Consider the following 21,774-nt stretch of genomic DNA (forward strand, 5'->3'; position numbering starts at 1 on the left):
CGCGCAATGACAGACCCCATCAACCCAGACACCCTGACCGATCCCCGCGACGCGGCCGCCTATTGGTTTGCCCGTGTGCATTCCGAGCAGATGAGCCAGTCTGAACGGCAGGCGTTCGACGCATGGCTGCGGGCGGACCCTGCCCACGATCTGGAGTACCGGCGCGCGCGCGGCATCTGGAACGCCAGCGGCCAGTTGGGCGCCGACAGGCTGCGTGCCCTGGTGCAAGAATTGCCTGCCGCATCCCGCCAGCCAAGGCCCGCGCGCCGACGCCTGATGGCGGGGCTCGCTGTCGCCTGTACTGCCGCCGTGGTCGCGGGGGTGCTGCTGCCACGATGGAACGCGGGCGACGCTGACTACGCGGCGCAGTACGGCACGCCGCCCGGGCAGCGCCAGCATGTGTCATTGCCCGATGCTTCGGTGGTTGACTTGAACACGGCGACGCAACTGTCGGCCAAGCTCTACGCCGACCGCCGCGTGGTGACGCTTGACGCAGGAGAAGCCACGTTCTCGGTCACGCCGGATCAAAGCCGGCCGTTCTATGTCGAGGCGGGCGGCACCACCGTGCGGGTCACGGGAACGCGGTTCAACGTACGGCGTGAGGGCGACGCGGTGCGCGTGGCGGTCGACTCCGGCACGGTGGCGGTCGAGTCAGGCCGCTGGTGGAACCGTAGCCAGGTATTGCTGAGTGCAGGGCAAGGCACGCACACGCTGGCGGAGGGAGGTCTGTCGCCTGTCGAAACGGTGGACGTGGCGAACCTGCTGGCCTGGCATCGCGGCAGAACGGTGTTCCGCGACGTCTCGTTGTCTGAAGCGGTGTCCGAAATGAATCGCTACGGACACACGCCGATCCGCATATCCGGCCCGGGCGTGGAATCGATGCGGATTTCCGGCGTGTTCAGCGTCGACAATCCCCGCGCGTTCCTGGACTTATTGCCCGCGATCGCGCCAGTGCGCGTGCAAAACGGCGCCGACGGCTCGCCTGTGATCGTGCGTCGCTAAGGCGCATGAACGGCGGGCGCTGCCGCGCATCAATGATATCGCCATAGTTACATCTGGTTTCTATTGGGTCGCTTATTTTCATCAGGGATTTGTTCGCGACAGGCGTCTTGTCCTCCAAGGGCATCGATCCGATGCCGCTGCGCCGCCCGAGTCTTCCGCAATCGGCTGACTGGCGCTTCTCAAGACCCTTCCAGGAACGCTTTTCCCGTGAACCGTAAACCCTCTGGATCCCTTCCGCGCTGGGCGTCGCTGCCCGCTGCGCCGACGCGCGGGCTGACCGTGCTGGCCCTGTCCCTGATGCTGGCGCTAGCGCTGCCGCAGCACGAGGCCCAGGCGCAGGAAGCGCCGCTGTCCTTGAACATTCCCGCGCAGTCGCTGGAAGGCGCGTTGACGCAGCTGGCCACGCAGGCCGCCTTGGAATTGGCCTATGCGCCCGATACGGTGCGCGGCATGCGCGCGCCGGCCGTGTCAGGAAACCTGACGCCGGATCAGGCGTTGCGAGCCTTGTTGGCGGGCTCCGGGCTGGTGTTTGAACGATCTGGCAGCAATGTGTCCGTGTCGCGCGAAGCGGATGCGACAAGCGTCACGATGAACACCATCACGGTCGTGGGCAAAGGCAACTCCATCACCGAAGACACGGGATCCTATACGACCGGCGCGATGAGCACCGCCACCAAGCTGCCGCTGACCATCCAGGAAACGCCGCAGTCCGTCAGCGTGATCACCCGGCAGAAGCTGGACGACTTCGCCATGCAGACGATCGATGACGTGGCCAACAGCACGACCGGCGTCACGGTCAACCATTGGAGCAATGACCGATCGCGATATTTCTCGCGCGGCTTCACGATCAACACGTTCCTGATGGATGGCCTGCCCGTGTCCTACGAGACGGACACGTCGACTTACAGCACCACGGCGATGTATGACCACGTGGAAGTCGTGCGCGGGCCGACCGGCCTGATGACCGGCATGGGCGATCCGTCCGGCACCATCAACTTCGTGCGCAAGCAGCCGACCGATGCCGCGCAATTCATCGCGACCGCGCGTGCAGGCTCCTGGAACAATTTCTCGGGCGAATTCGATGCCAGCGGCCCGTTGAACGACAGTGGTTCCGTGCGTGGACGCTTCGTCACGTCGCAGCAATCCCGCGATTACTTCACCGACGGCTACAGCAGCCGCAAGCAGCTGTATTACGGCGTGGTGGACATTGATCTGACCGCCAACACGACGCTGACCCTGGGCGGCCACTCCAACCGCGAAGACAATCCGGGCTCTGAATGGATGGGGGTGCCGACCGCGCCCGATGGGTCGCCGCTGGACATCCGGCGGTCACGCCGGTTCTCGCCATCATGGAGCTACTGGGACAAAAGTGAATACAGCCTCTTTGCCGAACTGAAGCACTCTTTCGACAACGGCTGGGTCGCGCGCGCCGCAGCTCGCGGGGTGAATGGAAAATCGTCGCTGGATGGGGCGTACTTCGTCTCCGGCGACTATGACGCGCAGGGCGGCATCGTGTATGACGTGATGGGTGGCCGCTACGACTACGACAAGAAGCAGCGCAGCTTCGACTTGTCCGCGCAAGGCCCCATCATGCTGTTCGGCCGCGAACATGACATCGCGGTGGGCGCGAGCTATCGCAACGACCGGTGGCTGGACAACGGTTATAGCTATCTGGACGAACCGGGCGGCTACCTGATGGTCTCGGGCGTCAATCCGTACACGTGGAATCCCGATTCGTTGCATCGCCAGGATTTCGTCAAGGACACGATGTGGCGCCGCGATCAGCGTTCGGAACTGACCTCGGCTTATGCCACGGGCCGCTTCCGCCTGGCCGATCCGTTGAGCATGATCCTGGGCGCGCGGATGGATTGGTTCGACTTCGACAACAAGCAGACGCAGGGCAGCTGGAGCAGTGACCGCAAGTTCGGCGAAGACGCCCACTTCACGCCCTACGCCGCGTTGATCTACGACCTGAACGACAACCACTCGGTCTACGCCAGTTACTCCAGCATCTTCAAGCCGCAGTACTACCTGGACACGTCCGGCACCGTGCTCAAGCCGGTCGAAGGCACCAATTACGAAATCGGCCTGAAGGGCAGCTACCTGGACGAACGGGTCAACGCCGCCATCGCGCTGTTCTCCACCACTCAGACCAACTTGCCGCAAGCCGTGACGGACATTGCCTCGTGCTTTGTGGCCACCAACTGCTATCGCGCAGTGGGCGAGGTGAAGAGCGAAGGGGTGGAGATCGATATCAATGGCGAATTGCTGCCGCGCTTGAACGTGGGCATCGGCTATTCGTACACCCGGGCCAAGGTTTCCTCAGGCGGCGTGGACGGCGCGGCGGGCCAGCCCTACGCCAGCTACATCCCGCAGCATCAGTTCAAGCTGGCGGCGATGTACCACCTGCCGGATGCGTACGAAAGATGGCGCGTCGGCGGCGCGTTGCGCGCGCAAAGCAAGATCACGACGCAGTCGCTCACCAGCAGCGCGGGGTATGTGGTGAAACAATCTCCCTACGCGGTGGTTGATCTGGTGGCGGGATACCAGGTCAACCGTCAGCTGGATATCCAGCTGAACGTGAACAACCTGTTCGACAAGCGCTACTTTGAATCGCTGCAAGGCAATAACGGCGGCAACTATTTCGGCACGCCGCGTAGCGTCCTGCTGAGCACGCGCTACCAGTTCTAGATACCGCGATGGGGCGCGCGCAGGAACCGGCGCGCTTCCATCCCGCGCCGGATTCAGACCGGCCAGCCCGCCTGGCGGTGGGCCGAATCCCAGAACATCCATTCCAGCTGGGCGGCGTGCGTATAGGCCTCATGCATCGCTTCACGTGTTTGCGCCGACGCCTTGTCAGCTGCGCGATCCACCGACGCGATCACCGCTTGCACCAGCGCGTGGAATTCGTCGCCCGCATAGGTGTCGATCCAGGCGGCGTAGGGGTTCGGGCGCGTTGCATGCGCATGGATCTCGCGCCCGATCTCGGCGTAGATCCAGAAGCATGGCAGCAAGGCCGCCAGCGCCACGGGATACGGCGCGCTCCAGGCGGTGGCGATCAGGAAGCTGGTGTAGTGATGGCTGGCGGGCGAGAGCGGCGTGGCCTCGAAGGTGGCGGCATCAATGCCGAATTGCTTCATGAAGCCTGCGTGCAGCGTGCGTTCGGCCACCACGGCGCCCTTGGCCGCATCTGCGAACTGCACCACCCCATCGGCGTCGTCAGCCTTGCCGGCTGCGATGGCCAGTGCGCGCCCAAACGCGACCAGGTAGTGCGCGTCCTGGATCATGTAGTGCTTGAAAGCGTTCTCATCAAGCTGGCCGCTGGCCAGTTCCTGGTTGAACGGCATGTCGCGCGTTTTCTCGTAGAGCGCGGCATTGCGCGCCCAGGCGTCAGAGCTGAAAGACATGGAATTCCTTATGCCAATGGCGGCCAGTGAAGGCCAATGACGGCCGGCGCGCATCGTGCGCGCGCCGGTTCACGGCATAAGGGTAGCAAGTTCGCTTATTGCATGTACCAGCCGTGGCTGACCACGAACGACTGACCCGTGAGGGCCGCGCTGGGGAAGGTGCACAGGAACAGGGCCGTCTGCGCCACGTCTTCGACGGTGGTGAACACGCCGTCCACCGTATCGCCCAACATCACCTTCTTGACCACGTCCTCTTCGCTGATGCCCAATTCCTTGGCTTGCTCAGGAATCTGCTTTTCCACCAGCGGCGTGCGCACGAAGCCCGGGCAGATGACGTGCGAACGCACGTTGTGCGCGGCGCCTTCCTTGGCCAGCACGCGGGCCAGGCCCAGTAGCGCATGCTTGGCGGCCACGTAGGCCGACTTCAGCGGAGAGGCTTCATGGGAATGCACCGAGCCCATGTAGATGACCACGCCGCCGCGCTTGTCCTTGTACATGTGCTTGAGCGCCGCCTTGGTCGTCAGGAACGCGCCGTCCACATGGATGGCCTGCATCTTCTTCCAATCCGAGAAGGCATAGTTCTCGATGGGGTTGACGATCTGGATGCCGGCATTGGAAATCAGGATGTCGATGCTGCCATAGGCGGCGGCAACCTTGTCGATGCCCTGGTTCACCGCGTCTTCGCTGGTCACGTCCATTTCCACGCCCATCGCCTTGCCGCCAGCCTGCTCGATTTCGCTGGCAACCGCGTCTGCGCCGGCCTGATTCAGGTCGGCGATCGCGATGGTTGCGCCTGCGCGTGCGAGGGTCAGGGCGATCTCTTTGCCAATGCCGCTGGCGGCGCCGGTCACGACGGCGACTTTTCCATTCAACGGGTTCATGCTGCAACCTCCGGGTAGGGGATGCCGGCGAATTCGCACCTACGCATGGCGCTTGTTGGCGCGGGGCGTAGCCGGCGACAGGCCTTGCACGGAACGGCGCGGGCGCCGACTGATGCAAGGAGCATCTCTGGATGGTAGCGCCTCAGCTTGAGCGCTGCCTGAACGCCAGTGGATTGTCGGGTGCCCAATGGGGGTAACGGGTTATGTCATTTGCGTCCGGCGGGCGGCGCGAACTCGGAAGCATCGCCGGCGGGCATTGTTACGAGTGGCTGGAACAATCGTTTTAATCCGTTGCCGGACCCGCGGTGCTGCGAGAGAATCCGGGCCATCCCGGCGGCTGGGCGGAATCCAGGCGCCTTCACTTATTCAGGCGATCATCGACGTGGCATCTACCTTCTTCCGTCGTCTTCTGGGGCCTGCGGCCCGCGTGCCGCTGTGCGCGGGCATCCTGTTGCTGGCGCCGCTGGCCCAGGCCGCGCACATCGTGGTGGATACCGGGCATACCCCCAACCGGCCGGGCGCCACGGGCGCCAGCGGGCGCGTGGAATACCTGTACAACCTGGATGTCAGCAATCTGGTGGCGGCTGATCTGCGTGCCGCTGGCGACCGCGTGACCCAAGTGGCGGCGAATGGCGCCGAAGTGGAATTGGGAAAACGTGCCCGGGTCGCGCCGACGGCGGATTTCTTCGTGTCGATCCATCATGACTCGATGCAGCAGAAGTACATCGACGCGGGCCGCCAGCGCGAGTTCGCGGGCTTTTCCATTTTTGTCTCGGAACGCAACACCAAGTACGAGCAAAGCCTGCGATGCGCCCGGGCCATCGGGGAACAATTGCTGGCGGCGGGGGAAAAGCCTTCGCTGTATCACGCGGAACCGATCGCCGGCGAGAACCGGCCGCTGATCGACCCACGCCTGGGCGTGCACCGCTTTGACGGATTGGCCGTGTTGAAGACCGCGCCCATGCCCGCCGTGCTGGTGGAAGTGGGCGTGATCGTGAACCCGGATGAAGAGCGGCGCCTGGCCCGGCCCGAGGTGATCAAGCGGGTGGCGCAAGCGATTGCAGGCGGCGCGCATGCGTGCCAGCAGCCATAGCCGGCCGGCGGCGTCAGGCCGCGCGGGTGCGATGCCGCCGCGCGTAATCCTGCAACGCATCGCACAGGACGATGGCTTGGTTGTGTTCGGTATTGCGTGCGCCGTATAGCAGCGTCAGGGGGCGTGCGCCGGCCGCTGCCAGCAGCGCGGCCATGCGGGCCTGCTGCTCGGGCGTGGCCAATTGGGCCAGGTATTGGGTGCGGAACGCCTCCCAGCGTTCATCGACGTGGCTGAACCATTTGCACAGGTCGGCGGTGGGCGCGATGTCGCGCGCCCATTCGTCCAGGCCCAAGTCGGCCCGGCGCAGGCCGCGCGGCCACATGCGGTCCACCAACGCCCGGTAATTGCCTTGGGGGCCGGTGCCTTCATAGACGCGCTGTACGAGGATGGGGAGTTGCTTCATCACGCCTCCTGCGAAAACGTTGCGGCCAGTCTACCGCAACGTTCGCAGGGCGGGCGTCAACGCGGCGGGGCGGGTTCGGCGGGGGGGCGGCACAGGCGCAGCAGCAGGAATCCCCCCACGGCCGACACGAGCGATCCCGTCAGCACGCCGATCTTGGTGGCGTCCACGGTGGCCGCGTCGGTGAAGGCCAGCGCGCCGATGAAGAGGCTCATTGTGAAGCCAATGCCGCACAGCAGCGCCACGCCGTATAACTGCGTGAACGAGGCATGGCGCGGCAGGCTGGCGACGCCAGTCTTGATGGCCAGCCAGGCAAAACCGAATACGCCCAGTTGCTTGCCCAGGAACAAGCCCAGCGCCACGCCTAGCGGCACCGGCTGCGCCAGGCTGGCCAAGCCCATGCCGGCAAAGGAAACGCCCGCGTTGGCGAAGCCGAATAGCGGCACGATCAACAGGGCAACGGGTTTGTGCAATGCATGTTCCAGGTCATGCAGCGGGGAATGCGCCTCGGGCTTGCCCGCGTTGCGCGGCCGCAGCGGGATCGTCAGCGCCAGCGCCACGCCAGCCAGGGTGGCATGCACGCCGGACTTCAGCACGAAATACCACAGCAGGGCGCCGATCAGCAGGTACGGGGTCAGCCGCAGCACGCCCGCGCGGTTCAGGCAGAACAGGCAAGCGAGCAAGGCGCCGGCCATGATCAGCGCGAAGACTTTCAGCTGAGAGGTGTAGAACAGCGCAATGATGACGATGGCGCCCAGATCGTCCAGGATCGCCAGCGCGGTCAGGAAAATCTTCAGGGACGTCGGCACGCGGCTGCCCAGCAGCGCCAGGATGCCCAGCGCAAAGGCAATGTCGGTTGCGGCAGGGATCGCCCAGCCGCGCAAGGTTTCGGGACTGCCCTGATTGATCAGCAGGTAGATCAGCGCGGGCACCACCATGCCGCCCAGGGCGGCGATGCCCGGCAGGACGATTCTTCCCGCGCCGCGTAGCTGGCCGTCCAGCACCTCACGCTTGATCTCCAGCCCCACCAGCAGGAAGAACACGGCCATCAGGCCATCGTTGATCCAGTGCAACACGGTTTCCTTGAGCAGGACGGGCCCTGCCTGGAAGCCCAGTTTGGTTCCCAGCACATCAAAGTAGATCGGTGCGACCGGACTATTGGCGATGATCAGGGCAACCAGCGCGGCGACCATGAGCACATAGCCGCCTAGTGCTTCGGATTTCAGGAATGCCTGGAGGAATGAGGGGGAGCGGGAAGGGCGCGGAACCTGCGGGTTCACTGGGTCTCCTTGGGGACAGTTTTGTTAAGATGGCAACGCTAAACTGAATTTTAACTGAATGATTTTTCAATTTCTGGCATTCGCCGCCTAACGTTGGCCCATTTGCGGTCAATTATTGAAAAGTCGCGGCGATCCTCAGATAAATCTGGTTTTGCGAATTTGCGGGCGACCCGGATGACTTCCCAGAGGATTTCGATTAAATTTCGGTCGTTGGTGTTTTGGAATGTAATAAATATTTCAGCTGACTTCAAAAGTCATTTATTTCTTGAACATCATGACCAGTTTGTGGCTAGCAACGCCGCCTGGCGAATCTTGCTAGCACATGCCTCTACTTCCCCTATCCGTGTTGATCTACACGCCTGGCAAGCCCGGCGCCACGAGCCGTCTGGTCGATGTGGGAGAGTCTTTGGACGCGCCCGCCGGCCCAAGCTCGCACGGCAGCTATCACGTCGCGCGCCTGACGCCCAGCATGCGCCTTTTGACGTGGCAACGCGAGGGGGCGTGTTTCGACTTTTCACGCACCGGTGCCGTCCGCGTATGGCAAGGCCGTCAGCTGGCGGCGTCTGATTGCGCGCACGAGTGCCGAACCCAGGGCGCGCTACCGCTGGAGCGGGATGACGTCGCCTATTTGGAAGCCTATCTGCTATCGCAGAACCGCAGTTGGAACGAGCCCCACGCCGCCGAGGCCCTGCCGTCATGACGTTCTCTCCCGCTGAACCGCAAACTGCCGTTGCGGGTGTCCGTCTGCGCATTCTGCATACGGAGGCCGCCACATCGTTTGGTGGCCAGGAATTCTGCATCTACAAAGAGATGATCGCCATGCGCGATCGTGGCCATCACCTTGAGCTGGTGTGCCAGCCGGGGGCCGAACTGGGAGACCGCCTGGACCAGGCCGGGTTCACGGTACACCGCATCGTCATGGACGGCCCGGGCAACTTCTTGCGGGGCGTGGCATTCGTGCGGCGCTTGCTGCGACGCGAACGCTTCGATGTCGTGAACACCCACAGCCGGCGCGATACTGTCCTGGCGGCCATTGCCGCGCGCCTGGCCGCCACGCCGCTGATCGTGCGAACGCGGCATCTGGCCAAGCCCATCAATTCCCTCTATGCCTACACCTGGCTGGCGCACCGGGTCATTGCCGTCAGCGGCTACGTGCGCAACCAGTTGCTGGAAGGCGGCGCGCGGCCAGAATCTGTCGCCACGATCCACTCTCCGGTCGTGCTGCCGCAGGTGCGTGAAGGCGCTTGCGTCCGCCGCGAATTGAACTTGCCCGAGGACGCCCTGGTGGTGGGCTGCGTGGCGGTGATGCGTGCCGAGAAAGGGCATTGCGACCTCATCGACGCATTTCATCGAGTCGCGGCGCGCGTGCCGTCAGCGCATCTGGTTCTGGTGGGCGATGGCATGCCCGTGTTCGACCAAATGCAGGCCAAGGTGTCAGCATTGGGGCTGGCTCCTCGCGTGCATTTCATGGGCCGCAGGCAGGATATCGGCAACGTGTTGATGGCCATGGACGTTTTTGCGCTGCCCACGCACCGCGAGGCGCTGGGCACCGTGTTCATCGAGGCCGCGGCGATGGGCTTGCCGGTGATCGGCACGAACGTGGGCGGCGTTCCGGAAACCATGCAGGAAGGCGTGACCGGGCTGCTGGTGCCGGCGCGTGATCCCGCGGCGCTGGCGCAGGCGTTGGAAACCCTGCTGCTGGACCCGGCCATGCGGCGCCGGATGGGCGATGCGGGCCGCGAATTGATCCGCGGCCGTGGCCTGTTTTCGGCGGAACGCACGGCAGGCCAGGTGGAACATGTCTACGCCCATTGGCTGAACGAGCTGGGCCGCCGGTTGCGCGCCGCCTGAGACTGCCGTGGGGCGTGGCCGGGCCGGTGGCGGCCCGGGCGTTCAATGCATCAGTAGCGCGTTCATGGCTTCGACGACACGATTGCGGTAGCGTGGCAGCAATGCCTGCGTGCGTGCCTGCCGTTGCGCCCATTCCGCCGATTCCGTGCCGGGCGCGATGCGGGGCGTCGCCCAGATCGGGTCAGGGAAATGGCGGTCGCCGCGCCAGCGCGGAATCACATGCCAGTGCAGGTGCGGCACCATGTTGCCCAATGAAGCCAGATTGATCTTGTCAGGCGCAAGGATGGACTGCTGCGCTTCTTCCACCGCGTACACGGCGCGCATCAGCAGATCACGCCCATGCGTGGACAGGCTGGTCATTTCGGCCAGATGGGCGTTCCAGATCACTCGGGTGAAGCCGGGGTAGTCGGCGTCGCCCGCTTCAATCACGCGCAGATGCGGGCCGCGCCACAGCAGCGTGCCGCCATCTTCCAGGCACAGGGGGCAGTTCGGGTCGCGCGTGCTCAAGTCATCACCTTGCGGTACTGGATGAAACCGGAACGGTCGGCAATGCGGTCATACAGCTGCATGGCCGGGGCGTTGGTTTCGTGGGTCAGCCAATACACGCGCGCACAGTTATTGGCCGCGGCTTCGGCATAGACATGTTCAATCAGCTTGCGGCCGGCGCCCGTGCCGCGCAAGTCCGGGTCCACGTACAGGTCTTGCAGGTAGCAGTAGTCGCCCGCCGTCCAGGTGGATCGGTGGAAAATCCAGTGCACCATGCCGATCGCGCGGCCGTTTTCGTAGGCCAGCGCCGCGTGCATGGGTTCGGCCGGATCCAGGAAGCGTGCCCAGGTGTTGCGCGTCACGGCGTCGTCGATGCTGACGCGGTAGAACTCCTGGTAACCCTTCCAGAGTGGCAGCCAGACTTCAAAGTCGGCGGCGACGATGGGGCGGATGTGGGCGGTACTGGCGGTGCTCATGGCGCAAGGCCTCCTGTTGGAATTCAGAGTGAATTTTCCATCGCTTCGACGACGTGCCGCAGCACTTGCAGACGAGCGTAGCGCTTGTCGTTGGCGGACACCAGGTGCCAAGGCGCGTGCGCGACATCGGTGCGGGTCAGCATTTCATTGGCCGCCGCCGCGTATTCCTTCCATTTGTCGCGGTTGCGCCAATCGTCAGGCGTGATCTTGAAATTCTTGAAGGGCGATTTCTCGCGCTCTTTGAAGCGTTCCAACTGAACGTCCGCCGTCACCGCCAGCCAAAACTTCAGCACGATCGCGCCGCTTGCCGCCAGTTGTGCCTCGAAGTCGTTGATCTCGGCGTAGGCGCGGCGCCAGTGGGCAGGCGCCGTCAGCTTTTCGACCCGCTCGACCAGTACACGGCCATACCAGGAACGATCGAAGATGGCGATGCGGCCATGGCGTGGCAACTGGCGCCAGAAGCGCCACAAATAGGGGCGCGATAGCTCGTAGCTGTTGGGCGCGGCGACGGGAGTGATGTCGAACTGCCGGGCATCCAAGGCATGGGTCACACGCCGGATGGCGCCGCCTTTGCCGGCGGCGTCCTGGCCTTCAAACACCAGCACCAGCGACCGTTCCTGGAACTTCTTGGAGCGCGCGGCGCGCGCCAGGCGGCCTTGCAGCAGGCCAAGTTCGGACTCGTAGTCGCCCTTGTCGATCTTGGCGTCGTAATCCAGTTCGCCCAGGCGGTTGACGATGCGGACAGGACCGGAATGCGCCAGGAACGATTGGGGGATGCGGGGCACGCCGCGTTGGCGCATGGCGGCCAGCACGGCTTCGGCGGTTCGGGCCGAACGCATGTTCTCGTCGGCGCTGGGAATCACCACCCAAGGGGCGTGGCCGCTGTCGGTGTGGTTCATGACGATCTGCCCGCCCGCGCGGATGCGGTCGTATTTCTTGTAGACCTTCAAGTCCACCGGGCTGACTTGCCATGATGTCTCGGGGCTGGCCAACAAGCGTTGCGCGCGGTCTTTCTGGGCTTTGGCCGACAGGTGAAACCAGAGCTTGATGATCTGCACGCCCTCGGCGGCCAGCATGGCCTCGAAGCGCCGGATCGCGGCGCATTGCGCTTCAAGGGCGTCCTGATTGGGCTTCTTGCGGGCGGACTCGATGAGCAGCGGTGCGTACCAGGAGCCAAACACGATGCCCGTGCTGCCTTTGGGCGGCAGGTCTTTCCAGTAGCGCCAGAACGGCGGGCGCTCAAGCTCCTCGCCTTCCGCCGGACCATAGGCCAGCGTGCGGATGTGGCGCGGGTCCATCCATTCGTTCAACAGATTGACGGTGGCGCCCTTGCCGGCGCCGTCGATCCCCGCCACGACCACCAGCAGGGCCTTGTCCGCTTTCTCCAGGCGCTGGTATTGCGCGTTGAGCAGGGCGACGCGCAGTCGCATCTCCAGCGGTTTGAATTCGTCCTTGGACAGGCTGGGGTCGGCTTCGGCTTCTGCGAACATGGAAAGATCCGTCTGATCGGCAATCGGTAGATCGGCCGATCTTGCGGGATAAGCGCCCGGCGCGCAAGTGCGGGCCGGCGGGTGCGGTCAGAGCGCGTCGACCGGGATCTTCAGATAGCGCACCCCGTTGTCCTCGGGCGGTGGAAAATGACCGGCGCGGATGTTTACCTGGATCGCGGGCAGGATCAAGGTGGGCATGGACAGGGTGGCGTCGCGCCGGGTGCGCATCGCGACGAAGTCGTCTTCGCTGATCCCATCGCGAACATGGATGTTGGCGGCGCGCTGTTCGGCCACCGAGGTCTGCCAGTGGGCCTCGCGTCCCGCTGGCGGGTAGTCGTGGCACATGAACAGCCGCATGCCGCCGGGCAGCCGCAGCAGCCGCTGGATCGAGCGATACAGCTGGTGCGCGTCGCCGCCGGGGAAATCGCAGCGGGCGGTGCCCACGTCGGGCATGAACATCGTGTCGCCCACGAACGCGGCGTCGCCGATCAGGTAGGCCATGTCGGCCGGCGTGTGACCCGGCACGTGGATCGCGGTGGCCTCCAGGGATCCGATCTGGAAGGCTTCGCCGTCGGCGAACAAGTGGCCAAACTGGGAGCCGTCCAGTTGGAATGCCGGCTCCAGGTTGAAGACCTGCTTGAAGACGCCCTGCACGGTGCAGATGCTTTGCCCGATGGCGATGACGCCGCCCAGCTGTTGTTGCAGGTAGGGCGCGGCGGACAGGTGGTCGGCATGGGCGTGGGTTTCCAGCAACCACTGCGTGGCCAGCCCCTGTTCGCGCACGTAGGCCACGACCCGATCCGCGCTGGCCGTGCTGGTGCGTCCGGATTTGGGGTCGTAGTCCAGCACCGAATCGATGATCGCGCAGGCGCTGCCGTCATGCACGACATAGGTGACGGTGGCAGTGACGGGATCGAAAAAGGCTTGGATGTGAGGGTTCATGGCCGCCAGCAGATAACAATATATACATTTAAATAATATTGTTTGATAAATTATCCGTCAATATAATGATCCGTTGCCGCCTGACTTGTCGATCCGCCTTATGAATGCCGCCCTGACCGATTGCGAACTTGCCGTCCTGCGGGAATCCGCCGCCCAGGCCTGCGTGCTGCTCAAAGCGCTGGCCAACGAAGACCGCCTGCTGTTGTTGTGCCAACTGGTGCAGAACGAGCGCAACGTGGGGGAACTGGAATCGCTGACCGGCATTCGTCAACCCACCTTGTCCCAGCAACTGGGCGTGCTGCGAGACGAAGGCTTGGTCACGACGCGGCGTGACGGCAAATATGTCTACTACCAAATGGCCAGCTTTGAAGTCAGCCAGGTCATGAAAACGCTGTCCAGTTTGTACTGCGGCCGCGCGATGGAATCATTTTCGTGAGTCTGGACTGGTCTGCCTTGACGCCGGCATCGGCCACTGTGGGAGGGCTGATGATCGGCGCTGCCGCCGTGCTGCTGATGGCGGGGGCTGGACGCATCGCTGGCATCAGCGGCATCCTGGGCGGCTTGCTGCCCCCGCAACCCAACAGCTTGTGGCGCCTGGCATTCGTGCTGGGCTTGTGTGCGGCTCCGTGGCTGTATTCATTGGGGGCGGCGCTGCCAGCCATCACGGTCGACGCCGGTACCTCGCGCCTGATCGTGGCGGGCCTCTTGGTGGGCATCGGCACGCGCTATGCATCGGGCTGCACCAGCGGGCATGGCGTCTGCGGCCTGTCGCGCGGATCGCGCCGGTCGTTCGTGGCGACCGCATTGTTCATGGCCGCGGGCTTTGTCACGGTATACGCTGTGCGCCATCTGGCGGGCGGCTGACATGGTAGTGCTGATTGCCTTCGCCTCGGGTCTGATCTTCGGCCTGGGCCTGATCGTGTCCGGCATGGCCAACCCTGCCAAGGTGCTGGGGTTCCTGGATATCGCCGGTCGTTGGGATCCGTCGCTTGCCTTCGTGATGGGGGGCGCGGTACTGGTCACCGCCGCCGGGTTTGCCGTATTGCGGCGTCGCGCCCGCCTGTCCGGCCGACCGGTGGGCTGGCCCACGGCCACCGGCATCGACCTGCGCTTGGTGGCGGGCAGCCTGGCGTTCGGTGCGGGCTGGGGGCTGGCGGGCTTCTGCCCCGGCCCCGCATTGGTCGCCGCGTCGGCGGGGGTGCCCGAAGCGCTGATCTTCGTGGCTGCGATGATCGCCGGCATGGGGGTATTCTCGGCAGTTGAACATTTCATAAGCCGGTAGACCGGCGCGGAGACAAACATGCCCCAGGCACCGTTGGCAACACAGGCGTCCGCCGATTTCGATGTGGTGGTGGTGGGAGGCGGCGCGGCGGGCATCGGCGTGACCGCCAGCCTGCTGCGGCGCCGGCCTGACCTGCGCATTGCCGTGATCGAACCCAGCGACAAGCACTACTACCAGCCCGCTTGGACGCTGGTGGGCGGCGGCGCCTTCGATGTGAAGAAAACCATGCGCCCGACGCGGTCGGTGATGCCGTCGCGGGCCACGTGGTTGCACACCTCGGCGGCAGGTTTTGAGCCCGAGGCAAACCGGGTGCGGCTGGCGGATGGCGGCAGCGTGACCTACCAGCAACTGATCGTGTGTCCGGGATTGCGGTTGGCTTGGGACAAGATCGAAGGCCTGTCCGATGCGTTGGGCAAGAACGGGGTGACGTCCAACTACCGCTATGACCTGGCGCCGTATACCTGGGAACGGGTGCAGGCAATCAAGGAAGGGCAGGCGCTGTTCACGCAGCCTGCCATGCCGATCAAGTGCGCCGGCGCCCCGCAAAAGGCGATGTATCTGGCCTGCGACCATTGGCGCAGGACCGGCGCGTTGGGCCGCATTCACGTTGAATTCGATCTGGCGGGCGCAGCCCTGTTCGGCGTGCCGGCCTTTGTGCCGCCGTTGATGCGTTACGTCGAAAGCTACGGCATCGATCTCGCCTTCAACTCCGCGCTGGTCGCGGTGGACGGCCCGGCACGCAAAGCCTGGTTCGACGTGAAAGGCGCCGATGGCGCTGTGTCGCGCGTGGAGAAATCCTTCGACATGTTGCACGCCGTGCCCCCGCAGGTACCGCAGGACGTCGTGCGCGACAGCGCGCTGGCGGATGCGGCCGGCTGGTGCGAGGTGGACCCTGGCAGCCTGCGTCATGTGCGCTTCGACAATGTCTTCGGCCTGGGTGACGGCATCAGCACCAGCAACGCCAAAACGGCTGCCGCCGCGCGCAAGCAGATCGTGACCGTGGCCGAGAATCTGATCGCGATCCGTGAAGGCCACGCCATGCCGGTCACCTACGATGGTTACGGCTCGTGTCCGCTGACCGTGGAGCGTGGTCGCATCGTGCTGGCCGAGTTCGGGTATGGCGGCAAGTTGCTGCCCACGTTTCCGCTGGATCCGACCGTGCCCCGCAAGAGCGCCTGGTTCCTGAAAGCCACGCTGCTGCCGTGGATTTACTGGAACGGGATGCTGCGCGGCCGCGAATGGTTGGCGCGGCCGCTGAGCAACTGAGCGTGCGTTACTCGTAGGTGCGCACGTCGTCGATGACCTTGCCGTCATTCGGCAGGCCGTCGGCGTCCACCCATTCCACGTCGGCGCGCAGCTTGGTCACGTCGCGCACGGATTCGGCGATGCGGTTCGACAGATCTTCGCCGCGCACGCGCGACTCCACCTTCAGCACCATGCGATCCGATCCGGTGCTGCCGCTGATGACCAGTCGGGCGCGCAGGATTTCGGGATGACGCCGCACCACGTCGGCAACCTGCGATGGATGGACGAACATGCCGCGCACCTTGGTGGTCTGATCCGCGCGGCCCATCCAGCCCTTGATGCGGGTGTTGGTGCGCCCGCAAGGCGAGATGCCGGACATGACCGCGGACAGGTCGCCGGTGCCAAAGCGCACCAGCGGGTAATCCGGATTCAACGTGGTGACGACCACTTCACCGACTTCGCCGTCAGGCACGGGTTCACCGGTGCCCGGACGCACGATTTCGACGATGATGTCTTCGCCCAGCACCAGCCCCTGACGCGCAGGCGTCTCGAAGGCGATCATGCCCAGGTCGGCGCTGCCATAGGCCTGGTAGCCCTCGATGCCGCGCGCCGCCAGCCAGTCGCGCAGCGACGGCGGAAAGGCTTCGCCCGACACCAGTGCGCGCCGCAACGAATCCAGCTTCACGCCAAGCTCGTCGGATTTCTCCAGGATGATCTTCAGGAAGCTGGGCGTGCCTGTGTAGCCGCTGGGCGCCAGATCTTGAATGGCGCGCACCTGTTGTTCAGTCTGGCCCGTGCCGCCCGGAAAGACCGTGCAGCCCACGGCATGCGCCGCCGTTTCCATCATGGAGCCGGCGGGCGTGAAGTGATAGGAAAAGCAGTTGTACGCCAGTTCACCCGCACGGAAACCCGCCGCGTACAGGGCACGCGCAAAACGCCAATAGTCGGCGCGCGCGCTTTCGGGTTCATAGATGGGGCCCGGCGAGGCGAAGACGCGCATGGCTTCGCCCCAGCCGATGGCGGAGAAACCACCGAACGCCTTGGCTGGGCCGGCCGGCATGGCCGCGTCGTCGCGGCTATGTTGCTGGCGTTCCAGCAGTTCGTGCTTGCGCAACACGGGCAGGCGGGCCAGCGCCGCGCGCGACGTGATGGTGGCGGGATCAATGCCGCGTAGCTGCTCGGCGATCGCCGGCGCGCGGGCAATTGCCCGCGTGATCGCGCCAGGCAAGGCGGCCATCAGCTCGCGCTCGCGTTGCTCGGGCGCTCGGGTTTCCAGGACATCGAAAAACTCGGACATGGGATCGCACCCTCTCGTGTGCCGTACTGCGGTGTCGTTGCCGGCGGGGCGCCGGTCCACACCAGCGCTGCCGCTCCAGGGTCAGGCCAGCCAGCGTTTGCGGCGGCGGTAGAACTTGTTGTCGCGGAAGCTCTTGCGCTCGCCGCTGGAAATGCCCAGGTAGAACTCCTTCACGTCTTCGTTCTGCGCCAGGTCCTGCGCCGCGCCGTCCATCATCACGCGCCCGTTCTCCAGGATGTAGCCGTAGTCGGCATAGCGCAGCGCGATGTTGGTGTTCTGTTCGGCCAGCAGGAAGCTCACGCGCTCGCGTTCATTCAGGTCGCGCACGATCTCGAAAATCTCTTCCACGATCTGCGGCGCCAGGCCCATGGACGGTTCGTCCAGCAGAATCATGTTGGGGTTGGCCATCAACGCGCGGCCGATGGCGGTCATTTGCTGTTCGCCGCCAGACGTATAGCCGGACTGGCTGGCGCGGCGTTGCTTGAGGCGCGGGAAATACTGATAGACCCGTTCCAGCGCGGCTGCGGTGTCGCCGCGGCTCATGCTGCGGGTATAGGCGCCGGTCAGCAGGTTTTCCTCGATGGTCAGGTGGGCGAAGCAATGCCGGCCCTCCATCACCTGCACGACGCCGCGCTTGACCAGTTCCGCGGGCGACAGTCTTTCGATGCGCTGGTCGCGGTATTGGATATGGCCCTTGGTGACGTCGCCGCGCTCGCCCTTGAGCAGGTTCGAGATGGCGCGCAAGGTCGTGGTCTTGCCTGCGCCGTTGGCGCCCAGCAAGGCCACGATCTTGCCTTCGGGCACTTGCAGGGACACGCCCTTGAGCACCAGGATCACGTGGTTGTAGATCACCTCGATGCCGTTCACGTCGAGCAGCACCTTGGGGGCGGCGACGGGCGGGGACGCGGTAGATGCGGTGGTTGTTGCAGCGGTCATGACGATTCCTGCGGCGTGGTGGCGGCCGGCGCCCGCAAAGGCGCCGGCCGCCGGTTCACATCAGTTCTCGCAAGTGCGGGGCGTGATGTTCTTTTCCTTGGCGTACTTGGCCGCGGCTTCCTTGACCATCGGGTCCAGAATGGTCTTGTCGGCCTGATACCAGTCGGAGGCGACCTTGAACTTGGCGCCATCCCACTGCACGATGCGAGCCCAGTCATCACCCTTGTGGTTGCTGCACGAGGTCTTCACCGGACGCATGATCTGGCCAAAGCCCAGTTCGTCCAGGCGAGCCTGAGTGATATTCAGGTTCTCGAAGCCCCAACGCACTTGTTCAGGCGTCAACGCCTTGCCCTTGCCGAACTTCTCCTGCGCCGTGCGGATCGCTTCCACTTGCAGCATCGAAATCATCATGCCGCGTGTGTGGGCGATGGTGCCCAGCGTGTTCTTGGCCGTCTTGTCCGATCCTTGACCCTTGTCGTAGACGAACTTCTTCAAGTCGTCATAGACCTTGTCGTGCTCGGCGCCGCTGTTGTGCACGGTGATGGCGTTGTAGCCCTTGGCGACATCGCCCAGGTCTTTCACGTCGCCTTCCGAGCCGGCCCACCAGATGGCGTACATCTTGTCGCGCGGGTAGCCGCTGGCCTGCGCTTCGCGGATGGCCGTGGGCGTCATGATGCCCGCGCTCCACAGCAGCACGTAGGCCGGACGCGCCTGGCGGATTTGCAGCCAGGTGGACTTTTGCTCAACGCCCGGCGCCGTCACCGGATACAACACCAGCTCGAAGCCTTCCTTGGCTGCGCGCTTTTGCAGCAGCGGGATCGGTTCCTTGCCGTAGGGCGAGTCGTGATAGACCAGGGCGATCTTCTTGCCCTTGAGCTTGTCCATGCCGCCTTCTTTCTTGGCGATGTCCTGGATCATCACGTCGGCCGCGGTCCAGTACGTGCCCAGCAGCGGGAAGTTCCATTCAAACACGCTGCCGTCCACCGACTGCGACAGGCCGTAGCCCATCGTTTCGACGGGCACCTTGTCGACCATGGCCTTGTCACTGACGGCAAACGTGATGCCGGTGGACTGGGTGTCGAATCCCGAGGCGCCGGTGCCCTTGCCCTTCAGGCGTTCATAGCACTCCACGCCGCGGTCGGTGGCGTAGGCGGTTTCGCATTCTTCATACGTGATCTTGACGCCGTTGACGCCGCCATCGCGTTCGTTGACCAGCTTCAGATAGTCCAGCTTGCCATCAGCCCAGGGAATCCCCAGGGGAGCGAACGACCCGGTGCGATACACCAGCAACGGAACGAACTGCTCTTCGGCCGCCATTGCCGGCGTGGCCACGGCGCCGATGGCACCGGCTGCGGCCACCAGGGCTGCCGCCAACTTCAGGTTAAGACGCTTCATCTCCATTTACCTCCTGCGTGGTGTTTGGGGCAGTAAACCCTGGGACACCGGGATTGGCCCGGTCTTGAGCCGGGTATTCAGGATTCCGGTCGCGGCGCTTGTGCCGCCGTGGCCGGTAATGATCAATACGGTCGTGATGCGATACCAAAAATCTTTCTGCTTGCACGGCTTGCTGCATGAAACTCCGGTTTCCCTGAGCGGGGCCGCGGCGGATCCGGCTTCGCCGGTCCCCTGCGGCGCCCCCTTGAGGGGGAAGCGCCAAAGGCGCCTCGGGGGGGGGCTACCTTCAGTGCGGGAAAGGCCAGATGCGCAGCTTCTCTTTTCCGATGCTCCACAACCGGGCCAGCCCGTGCGGTTCGGCGATCAGGAAGAACACGATCAGCGCGCCGAACACCATGTGTTCGATGTGCGCCGCGGTATCCACCGACAGCGGGATGCCCAGGGCGTGCGGCACGTTTGACAGCGCCACCGGCACCAACACGATGAAGGCCGCGCCGAAGAAGCTGCCGACGATCGAGCCCAGGCCGCCGATGATCACCATGAACAGCAGCTGGAAGGAGCGCGTCAGGTCGAACGCCAGCGGTTCCCACGAACCCAGGTGGATGTAGCCCCACAAGGCGCCGGCGACACCGACGATGAACGAACTGACCGCAAATGCGGTGAGCTTGGCGTACATGGGACGGATGCCGATCACGGATGCCGCCACGTCCATGTCACGGATCGCCATCCATTGGCGGCCGATGGCGCCGCGTACCAGGTTCTTGGCCAGCAGGCTGAAGATCACGACCAGGATCAGCACGAACAGATACTTTTCCAACGCGGTCTGCACCGGCAGTCCGAAGGCCGTCAGCGGCGGCACGGACACGTTGCCCGACGACGAGTAGTTGGTGAAGAACGGGATGCGCAGGAATGCCCAGTCCACGAAGAACTGCGCCGCCAGCGTGGCCACCGCCAGATACAGGCCACGGATGCGCAAGCTGGGAATGCCGAAGATCACGCCCACGATGGTGGCGAAACACCCGCCCAGCAGGATCTGCACCACTAGCGGCATGCCCGGAAAGCGCACGCCGAAGTTCCAGGCCGCGTAGGCGCCCACCGCCATGAAGGCGCCGGTGCCCAGTGATATCTGGCCGCAGTAGCCGACCAGGATGTTCAGGCCCACCGCCGCCAGCGCCAGGATCAGGAACGGGATCAGGATCGCGCGCAACAGGTAGTCGGATGACAGCGCCGGCACGGCGATGAACGCCACCGCCAGCAGCAGCCAGATGAAGATGCGGTCCTGGCGGATCGGGAAGATCTGCTGGTCGGCCCGGTAGCTGGTCTTGAATTGGCCGTTTTCGCGATAGAACATGTTTTTATCCTAGAGGGCCTGGTGGGTTACACGCGGTCGATGATCTTCTCGCCGAACAGCCCTTGCGGACGGAACAGGAGGAACACCAGCGCCAGCACATAGGCAAACCAGATTTCGATACCGCCGCCCACGAGCGACCCCAGATAAACCTCGGACAGCTTTTCCCCCACACCGATGATCAAGCCGCCCAGAATGGCGCCCGGCACCGATGTCAGGCCGCCCAGGATCACCACCGGCAGCGCGCGCAGCGCGGCCGTGGACAGCGTGAACTGCACGCCGAACTTCGATCCCCAGATAATCCCGGCCACCAGTGCGACCAGGCCCGCCACGCACCACACGATCACCCAGATGCGGTTCAGCGGAATGCCGATGGATTGCGCGGCCTGGTGGTCGTCGGCCACCGCGCGCAGGGCGCGGCCGGTCGAGGTGTATTGGAAGAAAAGCGCCAGCGCCGCCACCAGCAAGGCCGCGATGACGGCTGCGGTCAGGTCTTCAAGGTTGATGAGCAACCCGCCTTCAAAGACGGAATCCAGGATCATCATCGGATCCTTGGGCATGCCCACGTTGATGGAATACACCGAGCTGCCGAAGGTGATCTGGCCCAACCCATCCAGGAAGTAGCTGATGCCCAGCGTGGCCATCAACAGCGTCGTGGCTTCCTGGTTGACCAGGTGGCGCAATACAAAGCGTTCGATGGCCACCGCCAGCAGGAACATCACCATGGCGCTGACGATGAAGGCCAGCACGTTGGCCAGGATCATGTTGTCAAAGCCCAGCCAGCGCGGTATCCATTCCGAGAAACGCGCCATGGACAACGCGGCCACCAGCACCATCGCGCCCTGCGCGAAGTTGAACACGCCGGATGCCTTGAAGATCAGCACAAAGCCCAGGCCGATCAGCGCATACATCATGCCGCTCATCAAGCCGCCAAATAAGGTCTCTAGAAAAAATCCCATGTCT

General features: G+C 64.3%; 22 protein-coding genes. 9 read left to right on the plus strand and 13 right to left on the minus strand.

Annotated features, from left to right (window positions below; all coding sequences use genetic code 11):
- The first annotated feature begins 6 nt into the window (after window positions 1-6).
- Both HV753_RS23820 and HV753_RS23825 read left to right on the plus strand, forming a co-directional pair.
- Window positions 7-1,002 (plus strand): FecR family protein, encoded by a 996-nt coding sequence (locus HV753_RS23820; protein WP_175177056.1) that lies wholly within the window; start codon window positions 7-9, stop codon window positions 1,000-1,002.
- A gap of 297 nt (window positions 1,003-1,299) precedes the next feature.
- Window positions 1,300-3,693, plus strand: coding sequence for a TonB-dependent siderophore receptor (locus tag HV753_RS23825; protein WP_246288386.1), 2,394 nt, complete (start codon window positions 1,300-1,302; stop codon window positions 3,691-3,693).
- Window positions 3,694-3,746: 53 nt separating this feature from the next.
- Here the strand turns inward: HV753_RS23825 and tenA are convergent, their stop codons facing one another.
- Both tenA and HV753_RS23835 read right to left on the minus strand, forming a co-directional pair.
- Window positions 3,747-4,409, minus strand: a complete 663-nt coding sequence (gene tenA, locus HV753_RS23830) for a thiaminase II (protein WP_175177057.1) — start codon at window positions 4,407-4,409, stop codon at window positions 3,747-3,749.
- A 95-nt stretch (window positions 4,410-4,504) separates the two neighbouring features.
- Window positions 4,505-5,290 carry a 3-hydroxybutyrate dehydrogenase gene (locus HV753_RS23835; protein WP_175177058.1) on the minus strand — a complete coding sequence of 262 codons (786 nt, stop codon included), beginning with the start codon at window positions 5,288-5,290 and terminating at the stop codon, window positions 4,505-4,507.
- Between the two features lie 382 nt (window positions 5,291-5,672).
- On the opposite strand from HV753_RS23835, the gene HV753_RS23840 reads away from it, so the two are divergent.
- Window positions 5,673-6,383 carry an N-acetylmuramoyl-L-alanine amidase family protein gene (locus HV753_RS23840; RefSeq protein WP_246288377.1) on the plus strand — a complete coding sequence of 237 codons (711 nt, stop codon included), beginning with the start codon at window positions 5,673-5,675 and terminating at the stop codon, window positions 6,381-6,383.
- A gap of 13 nt (window positions 6,384-6,396) precedes the next feature.
- On the opposite strand, the gene HV753_RS23845 is transcribed toward HV753_RS23840, so the two are convergent.
- Together HV753_RS23845 and nhaA are read right to left on the minus strand one after the other, a co-directional pair.
- On the minus strand, window positions 6,397-6,786 hold the full coding sequence (locus tag HV753_RS23845) for a DUF488 domain-containing protein (protein ID WP_175177059.1): 390 nt from the start codon (window positions 6,784-6,786) through the stop codon (window positions 6,397-6,399).
- Between the two features lie 56 nt (window positions 6,787-6,842).
- Entirely contained in the window at window positions 6,843-8,063 is a 1,221-nt protein-coding gene (gene nhaA / locus HV753_RS23850) for a Na+/H+ antiporter NhaA (protein ID WP_175177060.1), read from the minus strand.
- A gap of 322 nt (window positions 8,064-8,385) precedes the next feature.
- Between nhaA and HV753_RS23855 the strand changes: the two genes are divergently transcribed.
- Window positions 8,386-8,763 (plus strand): hydrogenase, encoded by a 378-nt coding sequence (locus tag HV753_RS23855; RefSeq protein WP_175177061.1) that lies wholly within the window; start codon window positions 8,386-8,388, stop codon window positions 8,761-8,763.
- Entirely contained in the window at window positions 8,760-9,914 is a 1,155-nt protein-coding gene (locus HV753_RS23860) for a glycosyltransferase (protein ID WP_175177062.1), read from the plus strand. The genes HV753_RS23855 and HV753_RS23860 overlap by 4 nt, the downstream gene beginning before the upstream one ends.
- 42 nt (window positions 9,915-9,956) lie before the next feature.
- Here the strand turns inward: HV753_RS23860 and HV753_RS23865 are convergent, their stop codons facing one another.
- From HV753_RS23865 to HV753_RS23880, 4 genes are all read right to left on the minus strand, one after another.
- On the minus strand, window positions 9,957-10,421 hold the full coding sequence (locus HV753_RS23865; RefSeq protein ID WP_175177063.1) for an HIT family protein: 465 nt from the start codon (window positions 10,419-10,421) through the stop codon (window positions 9,957-9,959).
- Window positions 10,418-10,876, minus strand: coding sequence for a GNAT family N-acetyltransferase (locus HV753_RS23870; protein WP_175177064.1), 459 nt, complete (start codon window positions 10,874-10,876; stop codon window positions 10,418-10,420). The genes HV753_RS23865 and HV753_RS23870 overlap by 4 nt, the downstream gene beginning before the upstream one ends.
- 23 nt (window positions 10,877-10,899) lie before the next feature.
- The gene (gene pap / locus HV753_RS23875; RefSeq protein ID WP_175177065.1) at window positions 10,900-12,366 is read right to left on the minus strand and encodes a polyphosphate:AMP phosphotransferase; all 1,467 of its coding nucleotides are present in this window, start codon (window positions 12,364-12,366) and stop codon (window positions 10,900-10,902) included.
- 87 nt (window positions 12,367-12,453) lie between these two features.
- On the minus strand, window positions 12,454-13,308 hold the full coding sequence (locus HV753_RS23880) for an MBL fold metallo-hydrolase (RefSeq protein ID WP_175177066.1): 855 nt from the start codon (window positions 13,306-13,308) through the stop codon (window positions 12,454-12,456).
- 100 nt (window positions 13,309-13,408) lie between these two features.
- Between HV753_RS23880 and HV753_RS23885 the strand changes: the two genes are divergently transcribed.
- The 4 genes from HV753_RS23885 to HV753_RS23900 are packed head-to-tail and all read left to right on the plus strand — an operon-like array spanning window position 13,409 to window position 15,856.
- On the plus strand, window positions 13,409-13,744 hold the full coding sequence (locus HV753_RS23885; protein WP_175177067.1) for an ArsR/SmtB family transcription factor: 336 nt from the start codon (window positions 13,409-13,411) through the stop codon (window positions 13,742-13,744).
- On the plus strand, window positions 13,741-14,172 hold the full coding sequence (locus HV753_RS23890; protein WP_175177068.1) for a YeeE/YedE family protein: 432 nt from the start codon (window positions 13,741-13,743) through the stop codon (window positions 14,170-14,172). The genes HV753_RS23885 and HV753_RS23890 overlap by 4 nt, the downstream gene beginning before the upstream one ends.
- A 1-nt stretch (window position 14,173) precedes the next feature.
- On the plus strand, window positions 14,174-14,590 hold the full coding sequence (locus HV753_RS23895) for a DUF6691 family protein (RefSeq protein WP_175177069.1): 417 nt from the start codon (window positions 14,174-14,176) through the stop codon (window positions 14,588-14,590).
- A gap of 18 nt (window positions 14,591-14,608) precedes the next feature.
- The gene (locus HV753_RS23900; protein ID WP_175177070.1) at window positions 14,609-15,856 is read left to right on the plus strand and encodes an NAD(P)/FAD-dependent oxidoreductase; all 1,248 of its coding nucleotides are present in this window, start codon (window positions 14,609-14,611) and stop codon (window positions 15,854-15,856) included.
- A gap of 7 nt (window positions 15,857-15,863) precedes the next feature.
- Here the strand turns inward: HV753_RS23900 and HV753_RS23905 are convergent, their stop codons facing one another.
- The 5 genes from HV753_RS23905 to HV753_RS23925 form a co-directional block, all read right to left on the minus strand.
- Window positions 15,864-17,132, minus strand: coding sequence for a phenylacetate--CoA ligase family protein (locus HV753_RS23905; RefSeq protein WP_175177071.1), 1,269 nt, complete (start codon window positions 17,130-17,132; stop codon window positions 15,864-15,866).
- Window positions 17,133-17,213: 81 nt separating this feature from the next.
- A complete protein-coding gene (locus HV753_RS23910; protein WP_175177072.1) occupies window positions 17,214-18,068 on the minus strand; it encodes an ABC transporter ATP-binding protein in 855 nt (284 codons plus the stop codon).
- 60 nt (window positions 18,069-18,128) lie between these two features.
- The gene (locus HV753_RS23915) at window positions 18,129-19,469 is read right to left on the minus strand and encodes an ABC transporter substrate-binding protein (protein WP_175177073.1); all 1,341 of its coding nucleotides are present in this window, start codon (window positions 19,467-19,469) and stop codon (window positions 18,129-18,131) included.
- A 280-nt stretch (window positions 19,470-19,749) separates the two neighbouring features.
- Complete coding sequence (locus HV753_RS23920; protein ID WP_175177074.1) at window positions 19,750-20,814, minus strand: branched-chain amino acid ABC transporter permease; 1,065 nt, start codon at window positions 20,812-20,814, stop codon at window positions 19,750-19,752.
- Between the two features lie 26 nt (window positions 20,815-20,840).
- On the minus strand, window positions 20,841-21,770 hold the full coding sequence (locus tag HV753_RS23925) for a branched-chain amino acid ABC transporter permease (RefSeq protein WP_175177075.1): 930 nt from the start codon (window positions 21,768-21,770) through the stop codon (window positions 20,841-20,843).
- Between the last annotated feature and the right edge of the window lie 4 nt (window positions 21,771-21,774).

The organism is Achromobacter pestifer (assembly GCF_902859625.1).
Taxonomy (GTDB): domain Bacteria; phylum Pseudomonadota; class Gammaproteobacteria; order Burkholderiales; family Burkholderiaceae_B; genus Achromobacter; species Achromobacter pestifer.